Below are 20,858 nucleotides of genomic sequence, written 5' to 3'. Positions count from 1 at the left end.
AAACATGCGTGTGTTAGTAACCGGAGTAAAGGGCCAGTTAGGCCATGATGTGATGAATGAACTTGCAAAGCGCGGTTATGAAGGAATCGGCGTGGATGTGGAAGAGATGGATATTACGGACGCAGAAGCGGTGGAAAAAGTCATGCGAAAGGCAAACGCAGATAAAGTAGTACACTGCGCCGCCTGGACAGCCGTGGATGCGGCGGAAGATCAGGAAGAGATCTGCAGAAAAGTCAATGCACAGGGAACGGAAAACATTGCCCGAATGTGCAAAGAGCTGGATTTGCCTATGATTTATTTAAGTACTGATTATGTATTTGACGGGGAAGGGACAAGACCCTGGGAACCGGACGATGAACGCCACCCCCTGAATGTATACGGACAGACCAAATACGAAGGAGAGCTGGCAGTAGAAAAATATCTGGACAAGTATTACATTGTGCGGATTGCCTGGGTGTTTGGTTTAAACGGCAAGAACTTCATTAAGACCATGCTGAATCTGGCTAAAACTCATGACACCCTTACGGTAGTAAACGATCAGACAGGTTCTCCTACTTATACCTATGACCTGGCAAGACTGCTGGTGGACATGTTGGAGACGGATAAATACGGCCGCTACCATGCTACTAACGAGGGACTTTGCACCTGGTATGAGTTTGCGAAGGAGATTTTCCGGCAGGCCGGTGTGGATGTGAAGGTAGTTCCCGTATCCAGCGAGAAATTTGCAGCTAAGGCGAAACGTCCTCACAACAGCAGGATGAATAAAGAAAAACTCAGCCAGATGGGATTTGAACGTCTGCCCGCCTGGCAGGACGCCCTGCAGAGATACTTAAAAGAGATTCAGGAATAAGGATAAGAAATGAAAAAGGTAAAGCAACAGGAACTTTTATTTATTTTGGGAATCGGTTTGTTTGCCCTGCTCTGGGCAGTGGTTCAGCCCTTTAATTCTTCACCGGATGAAAAAATGCGGTACGAGGTGGCGGAGTATATGTATCGGTACGGACGGATTCCTCATGGCGGTGATCCGCAGCTGCGTAATGTAAACTGGGGAATTTCTTACGCATTTTCCCCGGTTTTATCGTATATGTTTTCGGCAGTGTGTATGAAGATTACATCCCTGTTTGCAGATACAAAGGAGGCGCTTGTGATAGCGGCCAGAATCCCCAATGTTTTATTTACGGCGGGAACGGCGGCCTTTACCCTGCAGATAGGAAAGAGAATGCTTTCTGAGAAAGGCAGATGGTTGTTTGCGGCTCTGGTTACGTTACTTCCGGGCTTTCTGTTTCTGGGGTCTTATACCAATACAGATGCCATTGCCATTTTTTCCACTGCCTGGATCTTCTATAGCTGGGTTTGTTATCTGAAGGAAGGATGGAGCTGGAAGAACTGCATTTTACTGGCTGCGGGGATGTCGGTCTGCTTTCTGTCGTACTATAATGCCTACGGATGGATTCTGACCAGTTTTCTCTTTTTTACAGCAACCATTTTTCTGTGTTCCAGAGAGGCCATAGGAAAGCGCTTTAAATTCTGGCTTTCCAGAGGCTCTGTGATAGCTGCGATTGTGGCTGTGCTGGCCGGATGGTGGTTTATCCGCAACGGGATCATTTATGACGGCGACTTCCTTGGAAGGAAGACATCGGCTCTCTATGGAGAACTGTATGCCAGAGAAGACCTAAAACCTTCTGTGAAGGCTACGCCGCAGAAACTGGGCTGGAGCCTTAAGGATATGTTTCTTTATGTGGAACCGGGGTGGGGACACAACTGGGTGATTACGGTTCTGGTAAGTTTTATAGGAACCTTTGGTTATATGAAGATTTTTATGCCTTACTGGTTAAGCAAGATATACTTTTTCTACTTTGTCATCGGATTTTTCTCAATGGCGCTGGCTCTTCGGGAATTTCGCTGGAGAGAGCGCTATCAATGGAAGGTAAATAAGAGAGAGAAAGGAAGAGAGATTTCTGTACAGGAAGAGCATAAAGCGGTAAAAACGGTATGGAACAAGGTGGGATTTTTCCACACAGGATTGTTTTTAAACCTGGTTATTCCTGTGATTCTGCTGATTTCCTATGCTTATTCCAGTGATTTGCAGGCCCAGGGACGTTATCTTATGCCTGCGCTTCTGCCCCTGATGTATTTTGTAACCCGGGGCTATGAGGCTCTATTGGAAAAACTGGTGAGAAACGAGACAGGACGCAGAGTTTTCTATGGAATCAGCATGGGATTTCTCCTTGTCTCAGCCATAGGGACTTATGCTTTCGTATTTCTGCCCAATTACATATAAAAAAGCGATTCAGAAAACTGCGTTTTCTGGATCGCTTTTTTATATGCTTTATTACCCCGCTCAGGACTTTGCAACTTTCCGAATCAGGAAAATAAGAAGTCCGAATAAGAGAACGCCTGCAGCGGCAATTCCTGCATAAGGAAGGGGAGACTTATCGCTGCTGTACTGTCTGGCTTCTTCCAGTGCCTGCTCATGATCCGAGGCGGAGAAACCGGGGGAATCGTTCATTTCATCCAGAACAGCAGTTCCCACCGGTACGTTTTCGTACAGATACTGGCAGGAAACCGTTCCGTCATCCAGAGGCGTTTCCTGAGCGGTAAGCGCATCTGCAGTAACGCCTGCAGGTACGAAAACGGTTCCGCCGGAAACAGTGGAAAGGCTGTCTGATACAGACAGAGGCTGGAAGTTCTCAAAGCCGTAATTGAATAAGGCGGCCGCATCTGCGGAGTCTGAAGCGTCGGCAGACAAGACACAGATTAAGGTGGTTCCGTCTTTTTCAGCGGCTCCGGCCAGAATGGCCCCGGCGCTGTATTTTCCTCCCAGGCTGCCCTCATAAGGGGCAGAACCGGAGACAGGAAGCAGGGGATAATTATTGGTAAGCTGTCTTTCAGCAGCAACGTTAGTTGCCGGGATGGTATAAGCTGTTGCAGAAGCCATAGTACGGAAGGTTTCGTTCTGGAAGGCGGCTCTTAATATCAGAGCCATATCGTGAGGTGTGGTATGCTGACTCCCATCCGAAATTCCGGTGGGATTGGTAAATACCGTATCGGTACAGCCCAGCTCCTGAGCCTTTGCATTCATCATCTCCACGAAAGGTTCCACGGTTCCGCCGCCGATATGGGCTGCCGCCTGAACCGCAGAGTCATTGGCAGAGGCAAGCATGACGGCATACAGACACTGCTCCAGGGTAAACACTTCTCCGTTCTGGCTGCCGATATTGATATTGGCAGAAGCCACCTGATTGACGCCCAGTTCGTTGATGGTGATTTGATCCTCCAGTTGTCCGTTTTCCAGAGCGACCAGAGTGGTCATAATTTTAACGGCTCCGGAAGGATCGATCTGGCCGTCTGCATTTTTGGCATATACAACGGTTCCTGTGGAACTCTCCATCAGGATGCCGGCCCCGGCTGCGTTCTCTGGAGCAGCGGGCCATCCGGCAGCAGAAGAAGGATCTGTGGTTTCTGCCGAAACAGGGACAAAGAGGCAGAGAAGAAGACAGATTCCCATAAGACTGCTTAAAAAGATTTTCCTATTCATTTCCAGGTCCTCCAATAACATGTGTTCTTAAAAAGATTTTGCAATATTATATCATAGGATCTCCTTCCTTGCAAAATATATAAGTTAATGATAAAATAAAAAATATTGTAAAATAGCAGGGTTTCAGTACATGGACACTGCTGAAAATCGGTGAATGGGGAACGAAAACAGATGAGGAAAAAGACAGACGCATCTTCCGCGAAAATTCAGTGGGGGAAGATGTTTAAGAAATTATCGCCTTATACCATTCAGAAAGGGTTTCGTTATTTAAAGCACTATGGACCGAAAGAGTTCTGGGTACGCCTTCACGAACGCTTTGAACAGGAAGAAATTCCTTACGGGCCCTGGTATGAAGAGTCGCTTCCGTCCGGGGAAGAATTAGCCAGACAGAGGGAACGGGCTGCCAGATGGGATACTTTAGTAAGTGTGGTAGTTCCCGCTTACCGTACGCCCGGACTTTTCCTGCGCCAGATGATGGATTCCATGATACAGCAGACGTATCCCAACTGGGAGCTCTGCATTGCCAACGGAAGTCCGGAGGATCAGGAAATGCAGGAAATACTCAGGGAATACGCGGCCAAAGACAGCCGGATACGCTATCAGAATCTCAGGGAAAACCTGGGAATCGCCCAAAATACCAACGCGGCTTTTGCCATGGCGAAAGGAGAATTTATCGGGCTTTTGGATCACGATGACCTGTTAGCCAGCGATGCCCTGTATGAAATTGTGAAAGCGCTGAAAGAGCATCCACAGGCGGATGCGATCTATACAGATGAAGATAAGGTGACTACAGATTTACAGGAGCACTTTCAGCCCCATTTTAAACCGGATTTTAATCTGGATTTGCTGCGTTCCAATAATTATATCTGTCATTTTTTCACAGTCCGCAGAAGCGTTGTGGAAAAGGCGGGAGGATTCCGGAAGGAATTTGACGGTGCACAGGACTACGATTTTGTCTTCCGCTGCGTGGAGAACTCCCGGGAGGTACTTCATGTTCCCCGGATTTTATATCACTGGAGAACCCATAAAGCGTCTACAGCAGACAATCCGGCCAGTAAGATGTATGCGTTTGAAGCGGGAAAACGGGCGATAGAGGCGCATCTGCAGAGACAGGGAGTCAGAGGACTGGTCAGTCATACTAAGGATCTGGGATTTTACCGGGTGCAGTATCCGGTGAAGGGGGAACCTCTGATTTCCATTATCATACCCAACAAGGATGAAAAGGAAAGTCTGAAAGCCTGCCTGGAATCCATATGGGAGAAGTCTACCTATAAAAACTATGAAATTCTCATCGTAGAAAACAACAGCCAAACGTCAGAGATTTTCCAGTATTATGAAGAACTGAAAGAACAGAAAAAGGCGAGGATTCTGTACTGGAAACAGGGATTTAATTATGCGGCAATTAATAATTTTGCTGTAAAAGAGGCAAAAGGACAATACTATCTGTTTCTGAATAATGATATTACCGTGATTGCTTCCAACTGGATGGAAGAGATGCTTGGGAACTGCCAGAGAGAAGAAGTGGGGGCAGTAGGAGCAAAACTTTATTATCCCGATAATACCATTCAGCATGCCGGCTGCGTTGTGGGACTTGGAGGCATAGCCGGTCATTTATTTATCAATATGCCGCGAAACCGTACAGGGTATCTTCATAAAGCGTCTATTCAGCAGGATCTCAGCGCTGTGACGGCGGCCTGTATCATGGTGAAGAAAGAAGCCTTTGAAAAAGCAGGGGGATTTACTGAGGAGCTGGCTGTGGCCTTTAATGATGTGGATTTATGTCTGAAAATCAGAAAGAACGGATATTTGATTGTTTATAACCCTGCTGTGGAAATGTACCATATGGAGTCGAAAACCAGAGGAGCGGAAGACAGTAAGGAAAAGGTCAGACGTTTTCAGAAAGAAATCGAATATATGCGGTGTCATTGGATAGAGATCCTGAAAAACGGGGATCCCTGTTATAATAAAAATTTGTCATTGACGAAATGGAACTATTCCCTTCGTCCCCATAGAAAGTAGAGGAAAACCATGAGGGAAGAAGTATCAATTGTAATTCCGAATTTTAATGGAAGGAAATATCTGGAGGGATGTCTGAAAAGTCTGGACAGGCAAAAGATGAAACAGTTTGAGGTGATCTTAGTGGACAACGGATCCACTGACGGAAGCAGTCAGTGGGCGCTGGCTCAGTATCCCCAGATTAAAATTATACAGTTTTCAGAAAACACAGGATTCTGCAAAGCAGTAAACGAGGGAATCAAAGCTGCGGAAACACCGTATGTGCTCCTGCTGAATAATGATATGGAAGTGAAAGAAAACTTTGTTTCTGAAATGCTGGCGGCCATTAAACGCCATAAGAAAGCCTTTGCCTGCCAGGCTAAGATGGTCAGCTTCTATGACCGCTCTCTGATTGACGATGCGGGAAATTATTACTGCGCCCTGGGATGGGCTTTCGCCAGAGGGAAAGGAAGACTGGAAAATCACTATCAGAAAGAGGAGAAAATCTTTGCCTGCTGCGGAGGGGCCTCCATTTACCGGAAAGAATTATTTGACAGGATTGGATATTTTGATGAAGAGCACTTTGCCTATCTGGAAGATCTGGACATTGGTTATCGGGCCAGGATTTTCGGCTATCAGAACTGGTTCGTGCCCCGGGCAGTTGTTTACCATATCGGAAGCGGAACCACCGGTTCCCGGTATAATCAGTTTAAGACCCGTTATTCCTCCAGAAATAATGTCTATATGCTTTACAAGAATATGCCGGCAGGACAGATTGTTCTGAATCTGCCTCTTCTGGTTCTGGGGTTCGGGACCAAGATTATGTTTTTTACGGTCAAGGGATTCGGAAAAGAGTATCTGGCCGGGATAAAAAACGGGCTGTGCCTGTGTAAAAGAGACAGAAAAGTCCCCCGAAAAAGCGGGAGAATATCTGTTTACTGTAAGATACAGTTGGAATTATGGTATAATATCCTGAGAAAACTGATGAATAATTAGAAAATATACCGGATTTTTTTCTGTTAAAAAAGAATAACTTGTTGCCTTTTGAAAGCAACTATTATATAGTAGTAATGATAAAATCAGTAGGGGTGATAAACCGTTGATTAAGGATAATCAGAAGAATTTCAATCGCCTGTGTGTACTGATTGATGGAGCGGTAATTATCATATCCTATTTAAGCGCCTGGTTTCTTCGTTTTGTGGCGCCCATATGGGAATCTACGGTTCTTACCTTATCCTTTCGGCAGTATATGCTGGCGCTTGTGTTTATTGTACCCGGCTTTTTGATTCTGTATCAGGCCTTTAATTTATACGCCCCTAAAAGAATACAGGGACGAAGACTGGAACTTGCCAATATTATCAAGTCCAATACTCTTGGCGTGCTTTTGATTATGTTTGCGCTGTATATGCTGAAGGAAAATAACTTTTCCCGAGGCCTTATTTATATTTTTGTGTTTATTAATATCAGTGCAGACTGGATTGTGCGGCTTATAATCCGCTATGTCCTCAGAGATATGCGCAAGAGGGGACTGAATCAGAAACAGATCCTGCTGGTGGGATACAGCCGAGCGGCGGAAGAATTTATTGACAGGGTACTGGCAAATCCGCAGTGGGGATATGTGATTCGGGGAATACTGGATGATAACATTCCATCCGGGACAGAATATAAAGGAATTAAAGTTATCGGAAGAATTGCAAATCTGATGATTATTCTTCCTGCGAACCGTCTGGATGAGATAGCGATTACGCTGGGATTAAGCGAATACTATCGTCTGGAAGAGATTGTTGCCCTTTGTGAGAAATCAGGAGTGCATACAAAATTTATTCCTGATTATAATAACATTATTCCTACGAAACCTTACACAGAAGATATACTGGGATTACCGGTAATTAACATCCGGTATGTGCCCCTTTCCAATAATTTCCAGGCGGCTCTGAAACGTCTGATGGATATTGTTGGTTCCATCTGCGCGATCATTCTGTTTTCTCCTGTGATGCTGACAGCATCCATTCTGGTGAAGGCCACTTCCAAAGGACCGCTGATTTATAAGCAGGAACGGGTAGGACTTCATAATAAAACCTTCCGGATGTATAAGTTCCGCTCTATGGAGATCCAAAAAGAAAGCGAAGAAAAGAAAGCCTGGACGGTGAAAAACGATCCCAGGGTGACGAAAATTGGAAAGATTATGAGGCGGACAAGTATTGATGAGCTTCCGCAGCTTTTCAATATTTTAAAAGGAGATATGAGCCTTGTGGGACCGAGACCGGAAAGACCATTTTTCGTGGAGAAATTCCGAGAGGAAATTCCCAGATATATGGTGAAACATCAGGTTCGTCCCGGTCTGACCGGATGGGCGCAGATAAACGGGTATCGCGGCGATACCTCTATCCGTAAGCGTATCGAATGCGACTTATATTATATCGAGAACTGGTCCATTGGATTGGACATTAAAATACTTTTTTTGACCGTATTCAAAGGATTTGTAAACAAAAATGCTTATTAGATAAGGGGAAAACATAATGGCTAAGAAAAAACACGGAAAAGGAAGAAAAGTCCTGTTTGCAGTAGAAATCATTATACTGATTCTGTTTATCGGTTGTCTGGTTGCATATGGGCAGATTAATTCCAAGCTGAATAAAATCCAGACCCAGGAACTGGATTTAAACAAAGTACAAATGAACAACGTGGATTCTTCTCTGTCCGGATATTTGAATATTGCACTCTTTGCAATTGACTCCCGGGGAGAAGGTTCTGATTATTCGGCAGAGAACAGCGACACCATTATTGTGGCCAGCATTAATAACGACACCAAACAGGTGAAACTGACCTCCGTATACAGGGACACTCTGTTGGATGTGGGAGAGGGCTCCTACCAGAAAGCCAATGCCGCCTATGCTTACGGCGGACCGGAGCAGGCGCTGTCCATGCTGAATACCAACCTGGATTTGCAGCTTACAGAGTATGCCACTGTGGACTTTAACGCACTGGCTACCACGATTGACCTGCTGGGAGGACTGGATGTCCCCTTATCATATGCAGAAATCGTATTTATGAACGACTATTGTATTGAAACCTCGGAAGTAACGGGGAAAGATTACACACCCATAGAACTTCCTGCGGAGAAACCGGAGGATGAGGACGCTGATCTGGGTACTTATCATCTTAACGGCGTACAGGCCACCTCCTATTGCCGTATCCGTTATACGGCCGGTCTGGATTTCAAACGTTCGGAACGTCAGCGTGAGATCATTCAGATGATGGTAGCGAAAGCGAAGAAATCAAGTCTTTCCACCTTGTTCAGTATCATGGATCAGGTTTTCCCCATGATTCAGACCTCTCTGGACAAACAGGAAATTGTAAGTATGATTCCCAATATGCTTTCTTATGAAATCGGAGAAACGGCAGGTTTCCCCTTTGATCATTATGAAATGCAGGTGTCCCAGAAAGGTGATGTGGTTGTCCCGGTAACACTGGAAAGCAATGTACAGCAGCTTCATGAGTTCTTATTTGATGACAGCAGTTATACGCCTTCTGTGGAAGTACAGGATAAGAGCAGCCAGATTACTTCTATTACCGGATTGGGAATTGAGTCTGTCTGGCAGATACCGGGGTATGCGGACAAAGTAGCCCAACAGCAGGAACAGACCCAACAGACGGAAACAACGGGAACACAATAAAGATCACAGGCAGGCCTGCATCAGCAGGTCTGCCTTTTCCATGTAACAGGAAATTCCGTAGGATTTTCTGTTACATAAAAATCGCTCCGCTGTGGATGCGACCAGAAAAGACGAAAGGAAAAAGGAAATGAAAGCAGCGACTGCAGATATTCTGATTCCGGCCTATCATCCGGGAGCTGAGATGGAAGAGCTTCTGAAACGGCTGAAGAAACAGACATATCCCATTGAACGGATTTATATTATAAATACAGATGAAAAGGGTTGGAATCCCAGGTGGCAGGAAATAGATTCCCGCATTCTTGTGACCCATATTTCAAAAAAGGAGTTTGACCATGGGGGAACCAGAAAAATGGCGGCCGAAAAATCAGAAGCAGACTATATGATTTTTATGACTCAGGATGCAATGCCTGCGGATACCCGTCTGGTGGAACATCTGATAAAGGCCTTTGAACAGCCGGGGGTAAAAGCCGCATATGCAAGACAGCTTCCCAGGGAAGACTGCCGCCTTGCAGAGCGATATACCCGTTCTTTTAATTATCCGGCAAAAAGCTTCTGCAAAGGGAAGGAAGATCTTCCCCGTCTGGGAATCAAGACCTACTTCTGCTCCAATGTCTGTGCCGCTTATGAGAAGAAGGCCTATCAGGAGCTGGGCGGATTTATTGACAGAGCGATTTTTAATGAAGACATGATTTTTGCGGGAACTTTAATTCAGAAGGGATATCAGGTGGCTTACGTATCGGAGGCCAGAGTGATTCATTCTCACAACTATAACTGTATGCAGCAGTACCGCCGGAACTTTGATTTAGGCGTATCTCAGAAGGAACATCCGGAAATTTTTGAGGGAATCCGTTCAGAGGGAGAGGGAATGCGTCTGGTACTTTCTACGGTTAAGTACTTAATCCGAAAAGGAAAACCTTATCTGGTGCCGGGAGTTTTTCTGCAGAGTGTCTTTAAATACCTGGGCTATTTTTGCGGCAGACATTATGAAAACCTGCCGGGAAAATTTTTGCTCTGGAGCACCATGAATAAGGAATACTGGAAGAAGTAAAATTGTGTCCTGGTTTCACTTATTTTTAAAAAAATCATCACATTTTAAACACAATTGGCTGATAGACTAAAGTCATCGTAAAGAGAATGAAATGATTTGAGATAGATGGTCTGAAGGAGGAAAAGTTATGAGTGACGAATTTAACAGAAACAGCCAGGAGAGCAGTTCGGGGAAGACAGGAGGTACTTCCGGGGAAACCTTCTCCAATACCGGAAGCAACGGATTTGTGATGCGCCCCGCATCAGAGAAAAAGGAAACAGCCGGCCAGACCCCTTCATCGGAGACACAGGGAGCCGGCCAACAGAAGCCATACAGTTATGGAAATCAGAGCCAGCGTTATTCCCAGACGTCGGGAAACTCTCAGTATACCGGACAGCAGCAGAACGGACAGAGTTCGTCAGCGGGAAACAAATATTCCCATTATCAGGTACATCAGAACTGGCCCGGCAGTCAGATGAGTCCGTCCAAACCGGCGCCCAAGAAGAAAAAGAAATCAGGCATCGGCAGTAAATTCGGGATTACCGTGGCTCTCGCCCTGGTATTCGGTCTGGTTGCAGGTGTGGTTTTCCAGGGAGTGAATCTGGTAAGCGAAAGACTCATGGGTGATAACAGGAAAAGCGAAGTCCGGATCGAAAGCACAGAAACTTACGAAAACGATTCCGAAGGCTCTTCCGATTCCCAGGAAGCAAACGCCAGCACCGTTTCTTCCGGCGGCTATTCGGTAGCTCAGGTAGCGGACAATGCCCTGCCTTCTGTTGTAGCCATTACTTCCGTAAGCGTTCAGCAGATACCGGATTTCTTCGGATTCGGAGGTCAGGAATATGAGGGGACAAACGCAGGTTCCGGTATTATCGTGGGCGAAAATGACGATGAACTTTTAATTGCAACTAATAATCACGTAATAGAAGGTGCGAATACCCTGAGTGTGTGCTTCTTAAATGAAAATGCAGATGCCGGGGGAACAGATACAGAGAGCGCAGAGAGCACGGCTGCTTCTGTGGATTCTGAGGGAAGTGTTGATACGGAAAACGCTGTGTCTGCAAAAGTAAAAGGCACAGATGAGAAGAACGATCTGGCAGTGGTTGCAGTACAGAAAAGTGATATTCCTGATGATATTTACAGCCAGATTAAAATTGCATCCCTGGGAGATTCCGGCAGTCTTAAGGTTGGAGAACAGGTAGTGGCTATCGGGAATGCTCTGGGATACGGTCAGTCCGTAACTTCCGGCTATGTGAGCGCCTTAGACCGTCAGATTAGCGTGGATGATGAGAACATCAGCGGAACGTTTATTCAGACAGACGCGGCCATTAACCCCGGAAACAGCGGTGGAGCCTTATTAAATATGAAAGGGGAAGTTATCGGAATCAATTCAGCCAAACTGGCAGACAGTACGATAGAGGGAATGGGATATGCAATTCCGATTTCGAGAGCTCTTCCTATCCTGGAAGATCTGATGAGCCGGGAAACAAGAGATAAAGTAGATGGAAACAATGCAGCTTACATGGGTGTTGTAGTAGCAGATTTAACAGAAGAGGCCACACAGATGTACAGTATGCCCGAGGGAGCTTTTGTTATCAGCGTAACGGAAGGCGGAGCCGCAGACAAAGCGGGAATCCGCAAGGGAGATATTATTACTACTTTTGACGGTCAGTCTGTAAGCGGCAAAGAAGATCTGGTGGATAAACTCAGCTACTATAAATCAGGCGAGACTGTGGAAGTAACGGCACAGAGAACCGATAACGGAGAATATAAAGAGCAGACATTTGAAGTGACTCTGGATTCCAAATCCGATCAGGAGGAGGACAGTTCCCTGCAGCAGCAGGCAGAGAAATCCGCTCTGTTTGAATAAAGGTCATAATAGCGAAAGAGAATGCCATGGTTGAAAGGCATTCTCTTTTGTAATGGGAGAAACTGTCTGCTGCGCTGTAAACAGGCTATTTTAGAAAAAGTTTATTTTATATCTGGAAAGTTCATGCTATAATTAGCGGTAGTAGAAATTAGCAGGAGGATCAGGGATTATGTCAGAGAAACATGAAAATGAAGAGCAATTGGAAAACGTTTCCCAGGAAAATGAACAGAAAAACGAAGATTATGAGGAAGTATGTTTTCTCTGCCGCCGTCCGGAAAGTATAGCGGGAAAGATGATAGAACTTCCCAATAATATACATATTTGTACTGACTGTATGCAGAAAAGTTTTGATACCATGAATAATGGGAATATAAATTATATGGACTTAATGAACAACATGCCCAATATCAGCATGATTGATTTAAGCAGTCTTCAGGGACAGATTCCCCAGAACCAGAAAGTAAAGAAAAAAGCCAGGAAAGAGGAAGAAAAGCCGGAGTTTCAGTTAAAGGATATTCCGGCGCCTCATAAAATCAAGGCAAGTCTGGATGAATATGTGATAGGACAGGAACATGCGAAAAAGGTAATGTCCGTAGCAGTCTATAATCACTATAAACGGGTGGCTACAGATACCATGGATGAGATTGAGATTGAGAAGTCCAATATGCTGATGATTGGACCTACCGGAAGCGGCAAGACGTATCTGGTGAAAACACTGGCCAGACTGTTAAATGTACCCCTGGCTATTGCAGACGCCACGTCTCTGACGGAGGCAGGGTATATCGGGGACGATATTGAAAGCGTACTTTCCAAGTTACTGGCGGCCGCCGATAATGATGTGGAGAAAGCAGAACGGGGGATTGTCTTTATTGATGAAATTGACAAAATAGCCAAGAAAAAAAACACCAATCAGAGAGATGTCAGCGGAGAGGCGGTGCAGCAGGGGCTTCTGAAACTGCTGGAAGGGGCAGAAGTGGAAGTTCCGGTGGGAGCCAACAGCAAAAATGCGATGGTACCTCTGACCACAATAAATACCAGAAATATTCTTTTTATCTGCGGCGGGGCATTTCCGGATCTGGAAAATATTATTAAAGAGCGTCTGAATAAACAGGCGTCCATTGGGTTCCAGGCAGATTTAAAGGATAAATACGACGAAGACGAACATCTGTTGGAGAAGGTGACTGTGGATGACATTCGGAATTTCGGCATGATACCGGAATTTATCGGGCGGCTTCCCATTATCTATACCCTTAACGGACTGTCGAAAGACATGCTGGTGAAGATTCTGAAAGAGCCGAAAAACGCCATCCTGAAGCAGTACCAGAAACTGCTGGCTCTGGACGAAGTAAAACTGGAGTTTGACCAGGGGGCTTTAGAAGCCATTGCGGAAAAGGCAATGGAGAAAAAGACGGGAGCCAGGGCGCTGCGCGCAATTCTGGAGGAATTCATGCTGGATATTATGTATGAAATTCCCAAAGACGACAGTATCGGTCAGGTAATTATAACAAGGGAATACATTGAAGGGACAGGAGGACCGCGGATTTTACTGCGCGGACAGGAAGTTCCTCAGATTGAAGCCGGAAATTATTAAGAAAGGAGCAGTTTTATGGGCAGTGATTTTTTTGATGAATTAGGAGAAACTCTGACACGGACAGCGAAGGAGATCGGTGAACGTGCAGATTCTTTCTTTGAAGTTCAGAAGCTGAGGAATAAGATTTCTACAGAACAGAGGATGGTAAATAAGAGAAAAATGGATATTGGCACCCTGATTTTTCAGAGGTATCTCCAGGGAGAGGCTCTGGATGATGAAGTGGCAGCCCTTTGTGAGGAAATCAGCTGTCATAAAAAAACGGTCTTTGAATACCAGGAAGAAATCGCGAAAATGCGGGGAGAGAGAATCTGTCCCTGTTGCGGAGCATCCGTAGATAAAGAAGCGGCCTATTGCCCGAAATGCGGAACGCCCTGCGCTCCACAGGAAAACAAAGGAAAAGCAGAGGACGAAGCAGCAGAGGTCGCTGACTATGAATGGGAAGAAGAAACAGAGGAAGAAACAGAAGAAATCACGGAAGAAGAATCTGAAGAAAAAGACGGGGAAAACCAAAAAGAGCAGAAAGAAGAGGAGTAAACATATGGTACAGGCAGCAGTTCTTGCGGCGGTTTTCGGATTGGATACAGCCGTGAAAAATTTTATTAACAATCATAAGCTGCAGGGAAGTGAAACACGGATTCTAAAGGAAAAAGTGTTTATTCGAAATCTCCATAATCCGGATGGGATTTTCGGCATTATGAAAGGTCATAAAGAGGCAAGCCGGAAACTGTCCCTTCTGATTCTGGGAGGCGTTTTATGGGAATTTTTCCGGAACTTCTTTAAGAAAGGAAGCAGGGTGCCCCAGTGGGGGCTGGCTCTGGTGCTTGGAGGAGGACTGTGCAATTACTGGGAGCGGGAGACCAAAGGATATGTAACAGATTATTTAAGCGTCAACGCCGGACCGGAGAAATTCAGAAAAATTGTCTTTAACCTCTCGGATGTCTGTATTCTGGTTGGGGCCATCCTTTATGCAGTTGGACAAATGAAAAGAAAGAAATAAGTAGAAAACCGGATCGCAGACTTTTTGACTGTGATCCGGTTCCTTTTATGGGATAAGTAGAGATTAGCAGGTTGCGCCCCCGGTTACATGGAGACTTGCATCGATGATTTCCTGTCTGCGTTCCAGCAGATCGTTGGAGAGTAATTGCTTCTGTACGTTTTCAAAGCCCAGGCGTTCAATGGTCTGAGAGAAACGTTCCCCGGTTTTTCCCTGTTCCCGGTATAATAAAATGGCTTTTTCGATTACATCCAGAGCCTCTTCTTCACTGGTAAATATTTTATCCAGTTCTTTTCCAATGGCAATGCTCTTTCCCCAGCGTCCGCCGATATAGATTTTGTAGCCGGTGGTGCCGCTTTCCAGGGCGTCAAAGTGGCAGGTTCCGATACAACGTCCACAGTTATTGCAGACATCTTTGTTAATTTCCAGCAGTCCGTCTACGACTTTAGCTGCCTTCATTGGACAGGCTTTTTCCACAGAACATTTTTTACAGCCGTTGCATTCGTCTTCATCAAAATTGGGGATTCTCTGGCCAATGATGCCAATGTCATTCAGGTTTGGCTTTACGCAGTTGTTCGGACATCCGCCTACTGCAATTTTAAATTTGTGAGGCAGCTTTACTTCATGGTATCCCAGGAAGAAGCGTTCGTGGATTTTTTCGGATAAGGCAAAGGTATCAATGAGACCGTACTGGCAGGTGGTTCCTTTACAGGAAACGACCGGACGAACAATGGATCCGGTACCTCCGGTCATGAGTCCTTCCTTTGCTACAAAAGCCCGGAATTCTTCAATTTTGTCAAAGGGAATTCCCTGTACTTCTACGGTGAGACGGGTAGTAAATGTGATATTGCCGTTTCCGAATTTCTCTGCCGCTTCGGCAATGCATTTCTGCTGTGCAGCGGTAATTTTTCCGTTTACCGTGATTAAGCGGGCGGAGAAGTTATCCGTTCCCTTATTGCTGAGAAAGCCCAGGGCTTTTACTCTTTTTTCTTCTTCTTTGCTGACTGTAAGTGTTGCCATAGATATAATCCTCCTAAAATATGTAATTTATGTGGGAGATGGAGGCATTAAGCCTCTATCTCAGTTCCGTTAAATGTGGTGCCGCCTTCCAGAACTCTGGTATTGGTATAACCCAGGGACTTCAGACGGTTCTGGGTAAGATAAGCCCGTTTTCCTTTGGCGCATACAAGGAAGAGGGGTTCCTCTTTGGAGTGTCCCGGAAATTCGCCGGTTAATGAGGTGTAGTCCAGGTATTCTGCTCCTTCCAGAGAGGGCGCAGGTGAGCAGTCAATCAGAGTATAACCTTCAGCCGCACCGGCCTGATATTCCACCGGTGTGAAAGTTTCAAATTCGCCGCTGATTTTATTAAGAAGTACGTTCAGGGTATGGGCGAATGGATGGATGGCTGTGGAAAATGGGGGAGCATAGGCAAAATCCAGATATTCCATATCAGTTAGGGCAGCGCCCAGGCTGATTCCCATAACGGCAATATCAATCATCTTATCTACCTCTCCGGATCCCATACACTGTAGGCCCAATAATTTCCGGCTGTTTCTGTCAGCAATCATTTTAACAAGAAAAGAGGAAGCGCCGGGATAGTAGTGGGCTTTGTCATCTACCACAGTGATTACGCTGACCGGATCGAATCCGGCCTCTTTTGCCGCAGCTTCTCCCAGACCGGTTCTTCCGCAGTTCAGGCCGGGAAGTTTGCATACGCCTGTTCCAAGAACGCCGGGATACTGACCGGAATGACCGTTTAAATTCTGAGCCAGCAGACGGCCTTCGATATTGGCAGAAGATCCCATGGGGGACCAGGCCGGTTTCTGAGTAATGCGGTTTGTAACCATGGCACAGTCGCCCAGAGCATAAATATCGGGATCATTGGTCTGGAAAGAATCGTTGACTTTTACAGTTCCGTTGTCGTTTAATTCAATGCCAGAGTCAGCAAGAAAACCGGTATTGGGACGGATTCCAAGGGCCAGAATCAGTGCGTCGGCCTTCATGGCTTTCCGGCTGGTTTTGACTTTTTCTACTTTGGTTTCACCCAGAACCGCTTCTAAACGGGTGTTGGTAAAGGCCATGATTCCCAGGTCGGCCAGATGATTTTCTGCATATTCAGCCATCTCCGGGTCGAAAGGAGGCATAATCTGAGGAGCCATATCAATGACGGTGGTACGGATTCCCTGGCTGTGAAGATTTTCGGCTACTTCCAGACCGATGAAACCGCCGCCGGCCACAACCGCCCGTTTTATCTGTCCGGCTTCAATGGCGGCTCTGAGGGAAACGGCGTCTTCAGGAGTCCTCATGGTGAAAACATTTTCCAGATGGATTCCCTCTACAGGAGGTACAACCGGGGAAGCTCCTGTGGCAATAATCAGTTTATCATAAGAATAGGTGAGAGTTTCCTGAGTGGAAAGGTTTGTGGCAGAAACAGTCTTAGACGACCGATCCACTTTTGTAACCTCGATGCCGGTTTCCACAGAAGCTCCGGTTAATTTGGAAAATTTAGCAGGAGAATTGACAATCAGCTCTTCCCGTTCTTTGATCAGCCCTCCCACATAGTAGGGAAGACCGCAGCCTGCGTAGGAAATATCCTGGCTTTTGGTCAGGATCTGTACTTGGGCAGAGGGATTTTCCCTTTTTAATTTTGCGGCAACTTTCGTTCCCGCGGCCACTCCTCCGATGATCAATACCTTCATGATGATTCCTCTTTTCTTTTGGTTTTGTTCCCAGATTCTGGGAAGTTTTTCTTTTATTATAGCACTTGTATTGTTATAGGTAAATTATTATAATATTATATGAAACATAATAAATACCTATAATGGAGGCGCCTATGACCATACGTCATTTAAGAATTTTTATAGAGGTGGCGGAAAGAGGAAAAATGAGTCTTGCCGCCCGCAGTCTTTTTATTACGCAGCCGTCTGTAAGTCAGGCCATCCGGGAGCTGGAAGAGCATTATCAGGTACTGCTGTTTGAACGTCTTTCCAAAAAGCTTTATATCACCAAAGAAGGAGAGTTTTTCTATGAATATGCCAAACAGGTAGTCACCCAGTTCGATAAGATGGAAGAGGCTATGCTGTCTAATGTCAGAGAGAAGTTAAGGATTGGGGCTACAGCTTCTGTCTGTGTGGGAGTGCTTCCTTATCTGGCCGGACAGTTCCAGTCTCTGCATCCCCGGGTGGATCTGTATTCCTTTGGAGGAAATACAGTGGAAGTGGAAAGAAAAATTAAAAATATGGAGCTGGACGCGGGAATTATTGAAGGACAGGTGGATGAGAAGGACTTAATCAGTATACCCATGATTGAAGACTATATGGTACTGGCGGTGGGAAAGGATCATCCCTTTGCTTCACGGAAGACCATTCATGCCAGAGAGCTGGAAAACCAGAAATTTGCCATCCGGGAACAGGGAAGCGGAAGCCGGGCGCTGTTTGAAAATTATTTAAAACGCCACCAGATAAAAGTAAAAACCGTATTTGAAGAGAACTCTCCTACGGCCTTAATCAGCGCCGTGAAAATGAACGGATGTATGACAGTTATTTCTGTGCGGCTTGTGGAAGAGGAAGTAAGAAAAGGAGAAATTTCGGTCTTTCTCCAGGAAGAAAAAGAATGGAACCGGCATTTTTGCTTTGTGTATCATAAAGACAAGTACCGGACCTCTGCCATGAGAGAGATGGAGAAACTGGTGAGAAACTACGGAAAAGAGAAGACCCTGGAAGGAATTTTAGCCGGGCGGCTGGTCAATGACTGAAGGAAAAATGTCACAGGAAAGCGGGCATGTAACGAAAGGCTCAATCCTGTGACATTTTCGGCAGTTAAAATTTAAGAAAAATCGGGAAGCCGGATTTCCCCGTCAAATACGGTAGCAGCCGGTCCGGTCATGAAGACTGTGTTTTGCTCCTGATCCCAGAAAATCTCCAGATCGCCTCCCACCAGTTTCACAGTCACAGGCCGGGAAGGATCTGCATAGCCATTTAATACAGAGGCAACGGCAACGGCGCAGGCGCCTGTACCACAGGCAAGTGTTTCCCCGGAACCGCGTTCCCAGACACGCATCTGTAATGTATGGGAATCCAGAATCTTTACAAACTCTGTGTTAATCCGGTCGGGGAAGGCAGGATGAAATTCAAATTTAGGTCCCAGTTTTTCCAGATCCAGAGACTCCACATCCTCCACATAAGTCACTGCGTGGGGATTTCCCATGGAGACGCCCGTAATATAGTAGTCCGTTCCATCTACGGAAATCGGCTGATGGATTACCTGTTCATTGGAAGAGACAATGGGGATCTCTTTGGCAGCCAGAATGGGAGTTCCCATATTTACCCGTACCTGGGAAACCTTACCGTCAGAGACCGTCAGATCCAGTTCTTTGATTCCGCTTTTCGTATCCACGGTGATATGAGTCTTATTTACAATGCCGTAATCATAGGCATATTTGGCCACACAGCGGATTCCGTTTCCGCACATAGAACCCTGGGATCCGTCCAGATTGTACATCTCCATTTCGCAGTCTGCCACAGAAGAGGGCTTGATGAGAATCAGACCGTCGGATCCGATTCCGAAATGGCGGTCGCTGACAAACCTGGCTGTTTCAGCGGGATTCTCCACCGTTTCCTGAAAACAGTTTACATATACGTAGTCATTTCCGATTCCATGCATTTTCGTAAATTTCATATTGAGAAGTTCCTTTCTGATTGATTCTTACCGGCCGCTGAGAAGTTCTGCAATCCCGGGAAACGGTTCCAGGCTTCTCTTTAAAATACCGGAAACATAGGCGATTACAATACCGTAGTTGGTAATGGGTACATTCTGATCCAGGGAACACTGAATCCGGTATTTCATCTCTCTTGGATTCAGCATGCATCCTCCGCAGTGGATTACCAGGCGGTAGGGGGAAAGATCTTCCGGAAACTCAGTCCCGGATACAAAGGAAAAATTCAGGTCTTTCCCGGTATAGTTCCGGATCCAGCGGGGGATTTTGACGGTTCCGATGTCATCGCATTGTCTGTGATGGGTGCAGCCTTCTGCAATCAGAACCGAATCCCCATCCTGGAGATAATCCAGAGCTGCCGCTCCGATAATGGAAGACTCCAAATCTCCTTTATACCTTGCCATAAGAATGGAAAAGGAGGTCAAAGGTACGTCTTCGGGCGTGTCTTTGTCTACCTGGGAGAACACCTGACTATCGGTGATAACCATACGCGGCTTCACAGAAAGTCTGGAAAACAGATCCTTTAATTCAGTATCCCGTGTAACTACCGGACAGGCTCCGGCTTCCAGAATATCCCGGATGGTCTGCTGCTGAGGGAGAATCAGCCGTCCCTTGGGAGCCGCTTTATCAATGGGAACCACAAGTACAACCAGATCCAGAGGATCTAATAAATCCTGTACCAGAGGACAGTTATGGGAGTCCTCCGGCTTTAATGAGGCGATTTTCTCCTTTAGCTGGTGGATGTTCAGACCGGTGTGGGCACTTACCCAGATTTCCCGCTCTTTGGCCTGTGGAACCTCAGAAAGCAAATCGCTTTTGTTGTAAACCACCAGATAGGAAATTCCTTTTTGGCAGAAACGCCGGATGAGAGCTTCGTCCTCCGGAGATTTTCCGGCTGCCGCATCTACAATTAAAACGGCAATATCCGTTTTATTCAGTACCTGATAGCTCCTTTTTACACGGAGTTCACCCAGTTCTCCCTCATCGTCAATGCCGGGAGTGTCAATCAGCATTACGGGACCCAGGGGAAGCAGCTCCATGGTTTTATAAACGGGATCGGTGGTGGTTCCCTTCTGGTCAGAGACAATCGAGAGACTCTGAGAAGTGACAGCATTTATAATACTGGATTTTCCGGCATTTCTTTTTCCGAAAAAGCTGATATGCGTCCGTTCAGAGGCCGGTGTCTGATTCATACTCATACGTACCCCTCCTTTTTATGTTTCTCCTATTATAGAAAAATTTTTCATAATATGCAAGTGGCGGGACTCTGACCTTTGTGTAGAGAAAACAAAAAAGAGATGAATAATAAGGAAATCCTGTAAATAATTATAAAATCCCAGGATTTACTTGCTTTTTGAAAAATAGATGTTAAAATTAAGTAAATAAATATGCAAGAATTTTGAATAAAAGTTGGAGGAAGAGAAATGAAGAACAGCAAAAAATTTGCAGCCC

Annotated in this window: 17 protein-coding genes; 12 read left to right on the top strand and 5 right to left on the bottom strand. The window is 45.8% G+C overall.

Annotated features, from left to right (window positions below; translation table 11 throughout):
- Positions 1–4: 4 nt before the first annotated feature.
- Both rfbD and B5F53_RS05175 read left to right on the top strand, forming a co-directional pair.
- On the top strand, positions 5–850 hold the full coding sequence (rfbD, locus tag B5F53_RS05180; protein ID WP_087220839.1) for a dTDP-4-dehydrorhamnose reductase: 846 nt from the start codon (positions 5–7) through the stop codon (positions 848–850).
- Between the two features lie 9 nt (positions 851–859).
- Positions 860–2,281 (top strand): ArnT family glycosyltransferase, encoded by a 1,422-nt coding sequence (locus tag B5F53_RS05175; RefSeq protein ID WP_087220836.1) that lies wholly within the window; start codon positions 860–862, stop codon positions 2,279–2,281.
- A 60-nt stretch (positions 2,282–2,341) separates the two neighbouring features.
- Here the strand turns inward: B5F53_RS05175 and B5F53_RS05170 are convergent, their stop codons facing one another.
- Positions 2,342–3,538, bottom strand: a complete 1,197-nt coding sequence (locus tag B5F53_RS05170; protein ID WP_162610527.1) for a D-alanyl-D-alanine carboxypeptidase family protein — start codon at positions 3,536–3,538, stop codon at positions 2,342–2,344.
- A gap of 171 nt (positions 3,539–3,709) precedes the next feature.
- Here B5F53_RS05170 and B5F53_RS05165 point away from each other — a divergent pair, with 171 nt between their 5' ends.
- The 9 genes from B5F53_RS05165 (at position 3,710) to B5F53_RS05125 (ending at position 14,695) form a co-directional block, all read left to right on the top strand.
- Positions 3,710–5,557 carry a glycosyltransferase family 2 protein gene (locus B5F53_RS05165; RefSeq protein WP_087220830.1) on the top strand — a complete coding sequence of 616 codons (1,848 nt, stop codon included), beginning with the start codon at positions 3,710–3,712 and terminating at the stop codon, positions 5,555–5,557.
- A 9-nt stretch (positions 5,558–5,566) separates the two neighbouring features.
- Entirely contained in the window at positions 5,567–6,529 is a 963-nt protein-coding gene (locus B5F53_RS05160; RefSeq protein ID WP_087220827.1) for a glycosyltransferase family 2 protein, read from the top strand.
- A 103-nt stretch (positions 6,530–6,632) separates the two neighbouring features.
- On the top strand, positions 6,633–8,036 hold the full coding sequence (locus tag B5F53_RS05155; protein WP_087220824.1) for an undecaprenyl-phosphate glucose phosphotransferase: 1,404 nt from the start codon (positions 6,633–6,635) through the stop codon (positions 8,034–8,036).
- 16 nt (positions 8,037–8,052) lie between these two features.
- Positions 8,053–9,210: an LCP family protein gene (locus tag B5F53_RS05150; protein ID WP_087220821.1), complete on the top strand. Its 1,158-nt coding sequence runs from the start codon at positions 8,053–8,055 to the stop codon at positions 9,208–9,210.
- Between the two features lie 127 nt (positions 9,211–9,337).
- Positions 9,338–10,258 (top strand): glycosyltransferase family 2 protein, encoded by a 921-nt coding sequence (locus tag B5F53_RS05145; RefSeq protein WP_087220818.1) that lies wholly within the window; start codon positions 9,338–9,340, stop codon positions 10,256–10,258.
- Positions 10,259–10,385: 127 nt separating this feature from the next.
- Positions 10,386–12,107 carry a S1C family serine protease gene (locus tag B5F53_RS05140; protein WP_087220815.1) on the top strand — a complete coding sequence of 574 codons (1,722 nt, stop codon included), beginning with the start codon at positions 10,386–10,388 and terminating at the stop codon, positions 12,105–12,107.
- 169 nt (positions 12,108–12,276) lie between these two features.
- Positions 12,277–13,698, top strand: coding sequence for an ATP-dependent Clp protease ATP-binding subunit ClpX (clpX, locus tag B5F53_RS05135; protein WP_087220812.1), 1,422 nt, complete (start codon positions 12,277–12,279; stop codon positions 13,696–13,698).
- Positions 13,699–13,713: 15 nt separating this feature from the next.
- Positions 13,714–14,232, top strand: coding sequence for a zinc ribbon domain-containing protein (locus tag B5F53_RS05130; RefSeq protein WP_087220809.1), 519 nt, complete (start codon positions 13,714–13,716; stop codon positions 14,230–14,232).
- 4 nt (positions 14,233–14,236) lie between these two features.
- Positions 14,237–14,695: a signal peptidase II gene (locus B5F53_RS05125; protein ID WP_162610526.1), complete on the top strand. Its 459-nt coding sequence runs from the start codon at positions 14,237–14,239 to the stop codon at positions 14,693–14,695.
- Between the two features lie 63 nt (positions 14,696–14,758).
- Here B5F53_RS05125 and B5F53_RS05120 read toward each other — a convergent pair whose 3' ends face one another.
- The gene (locus B5F53_RS05120; RefSeq protein ID WP_087220803.1) at positions 14,759–15,712 is read right to left on the bottom strand and encodes a (4Fe-4S)-binding protein; all 954 of its coding nucleotides are present in this window, start codon (positions 15,710–15,712) and stop codon (positions 14,759–14,761) included.
- 47 nt (positions 15,713–15,759) lie between these two features.
- Positions 15,760–17,391 (bottom strand): FAD-dependent oxidoreductase, encoded by a 1,632-nt coding sequence (locus tag B5F53_RS05115; protein ID WP_087220800.1) that lies wholly within the window; start codon positions 17,389–17,391, stop codon positions 15,760–15,762.
- Positions 17,392–17,525: 134 nt separating this feature from the next.
- Between B5F53_RS05115 and B5F53_RS05110 the strand changes: the two genes are divergently transcribed.
- On the top strand, positions 17,526–18,446 hold the full coding sequence (locus B5F53_RS05110) for a LysR family transcriptional regulator (RefSeq protein WP_087220797.1): 921 nt from the start codon (positions 17,526–17,528) through the stop codon (positions 18,444–18,446).
- Positions 18,447–18,517: 71 nt separating this feature from the next.
- Here B5F53_RS05110 and dapF read toward each other — a convergent pair whose 3' ends face one another.
- Both dapF and hydF read right to left on the bottom strand, forming a co-directional pair.
- The gene (dapF, locus tag B5F53_RS05105; protein WP_087220794.1) at positions 18,518–19,369 is read right to left on the bottom strand and encodes a diaminopimelate epimerase; all 852 of its coding nucleotides are present in this window, start codon (positions 19,367–19,369) and stop codon (positions 18,518–18,520) included.
- A gap of 27 nt (positions 19,370–19,396) precedes the next feature.
- Positions 19,397–20,605, bottom strand: a complete 1,209-nt coding sequence (gene hydF / locus B5F53_RS05100; RefSeq protein WP_087220791.1) for a [FeFe] hydrogenase H-cluster maturation GTPase HydF — start codon at positions 20,603–20,605, stop codon at positions 19,397–19,399.
- Positions 20,606–20,858 lie beyond the last annotated feature (253 nt).

It is taken from the genome of Blautia sp. An249, from assembly GCF_002159835.1.
In the GTDB taxonomy this organism is placed as follows: domain Bacteria; phylum Bacillota; class Clostridia; order Lachnospirales; family Lachnospiraceae; genus Blautia_A; species Blautia_A avistercoris.
This window is presented reverse-complemented; position numbering and strand designations above follow the sequence as displayed.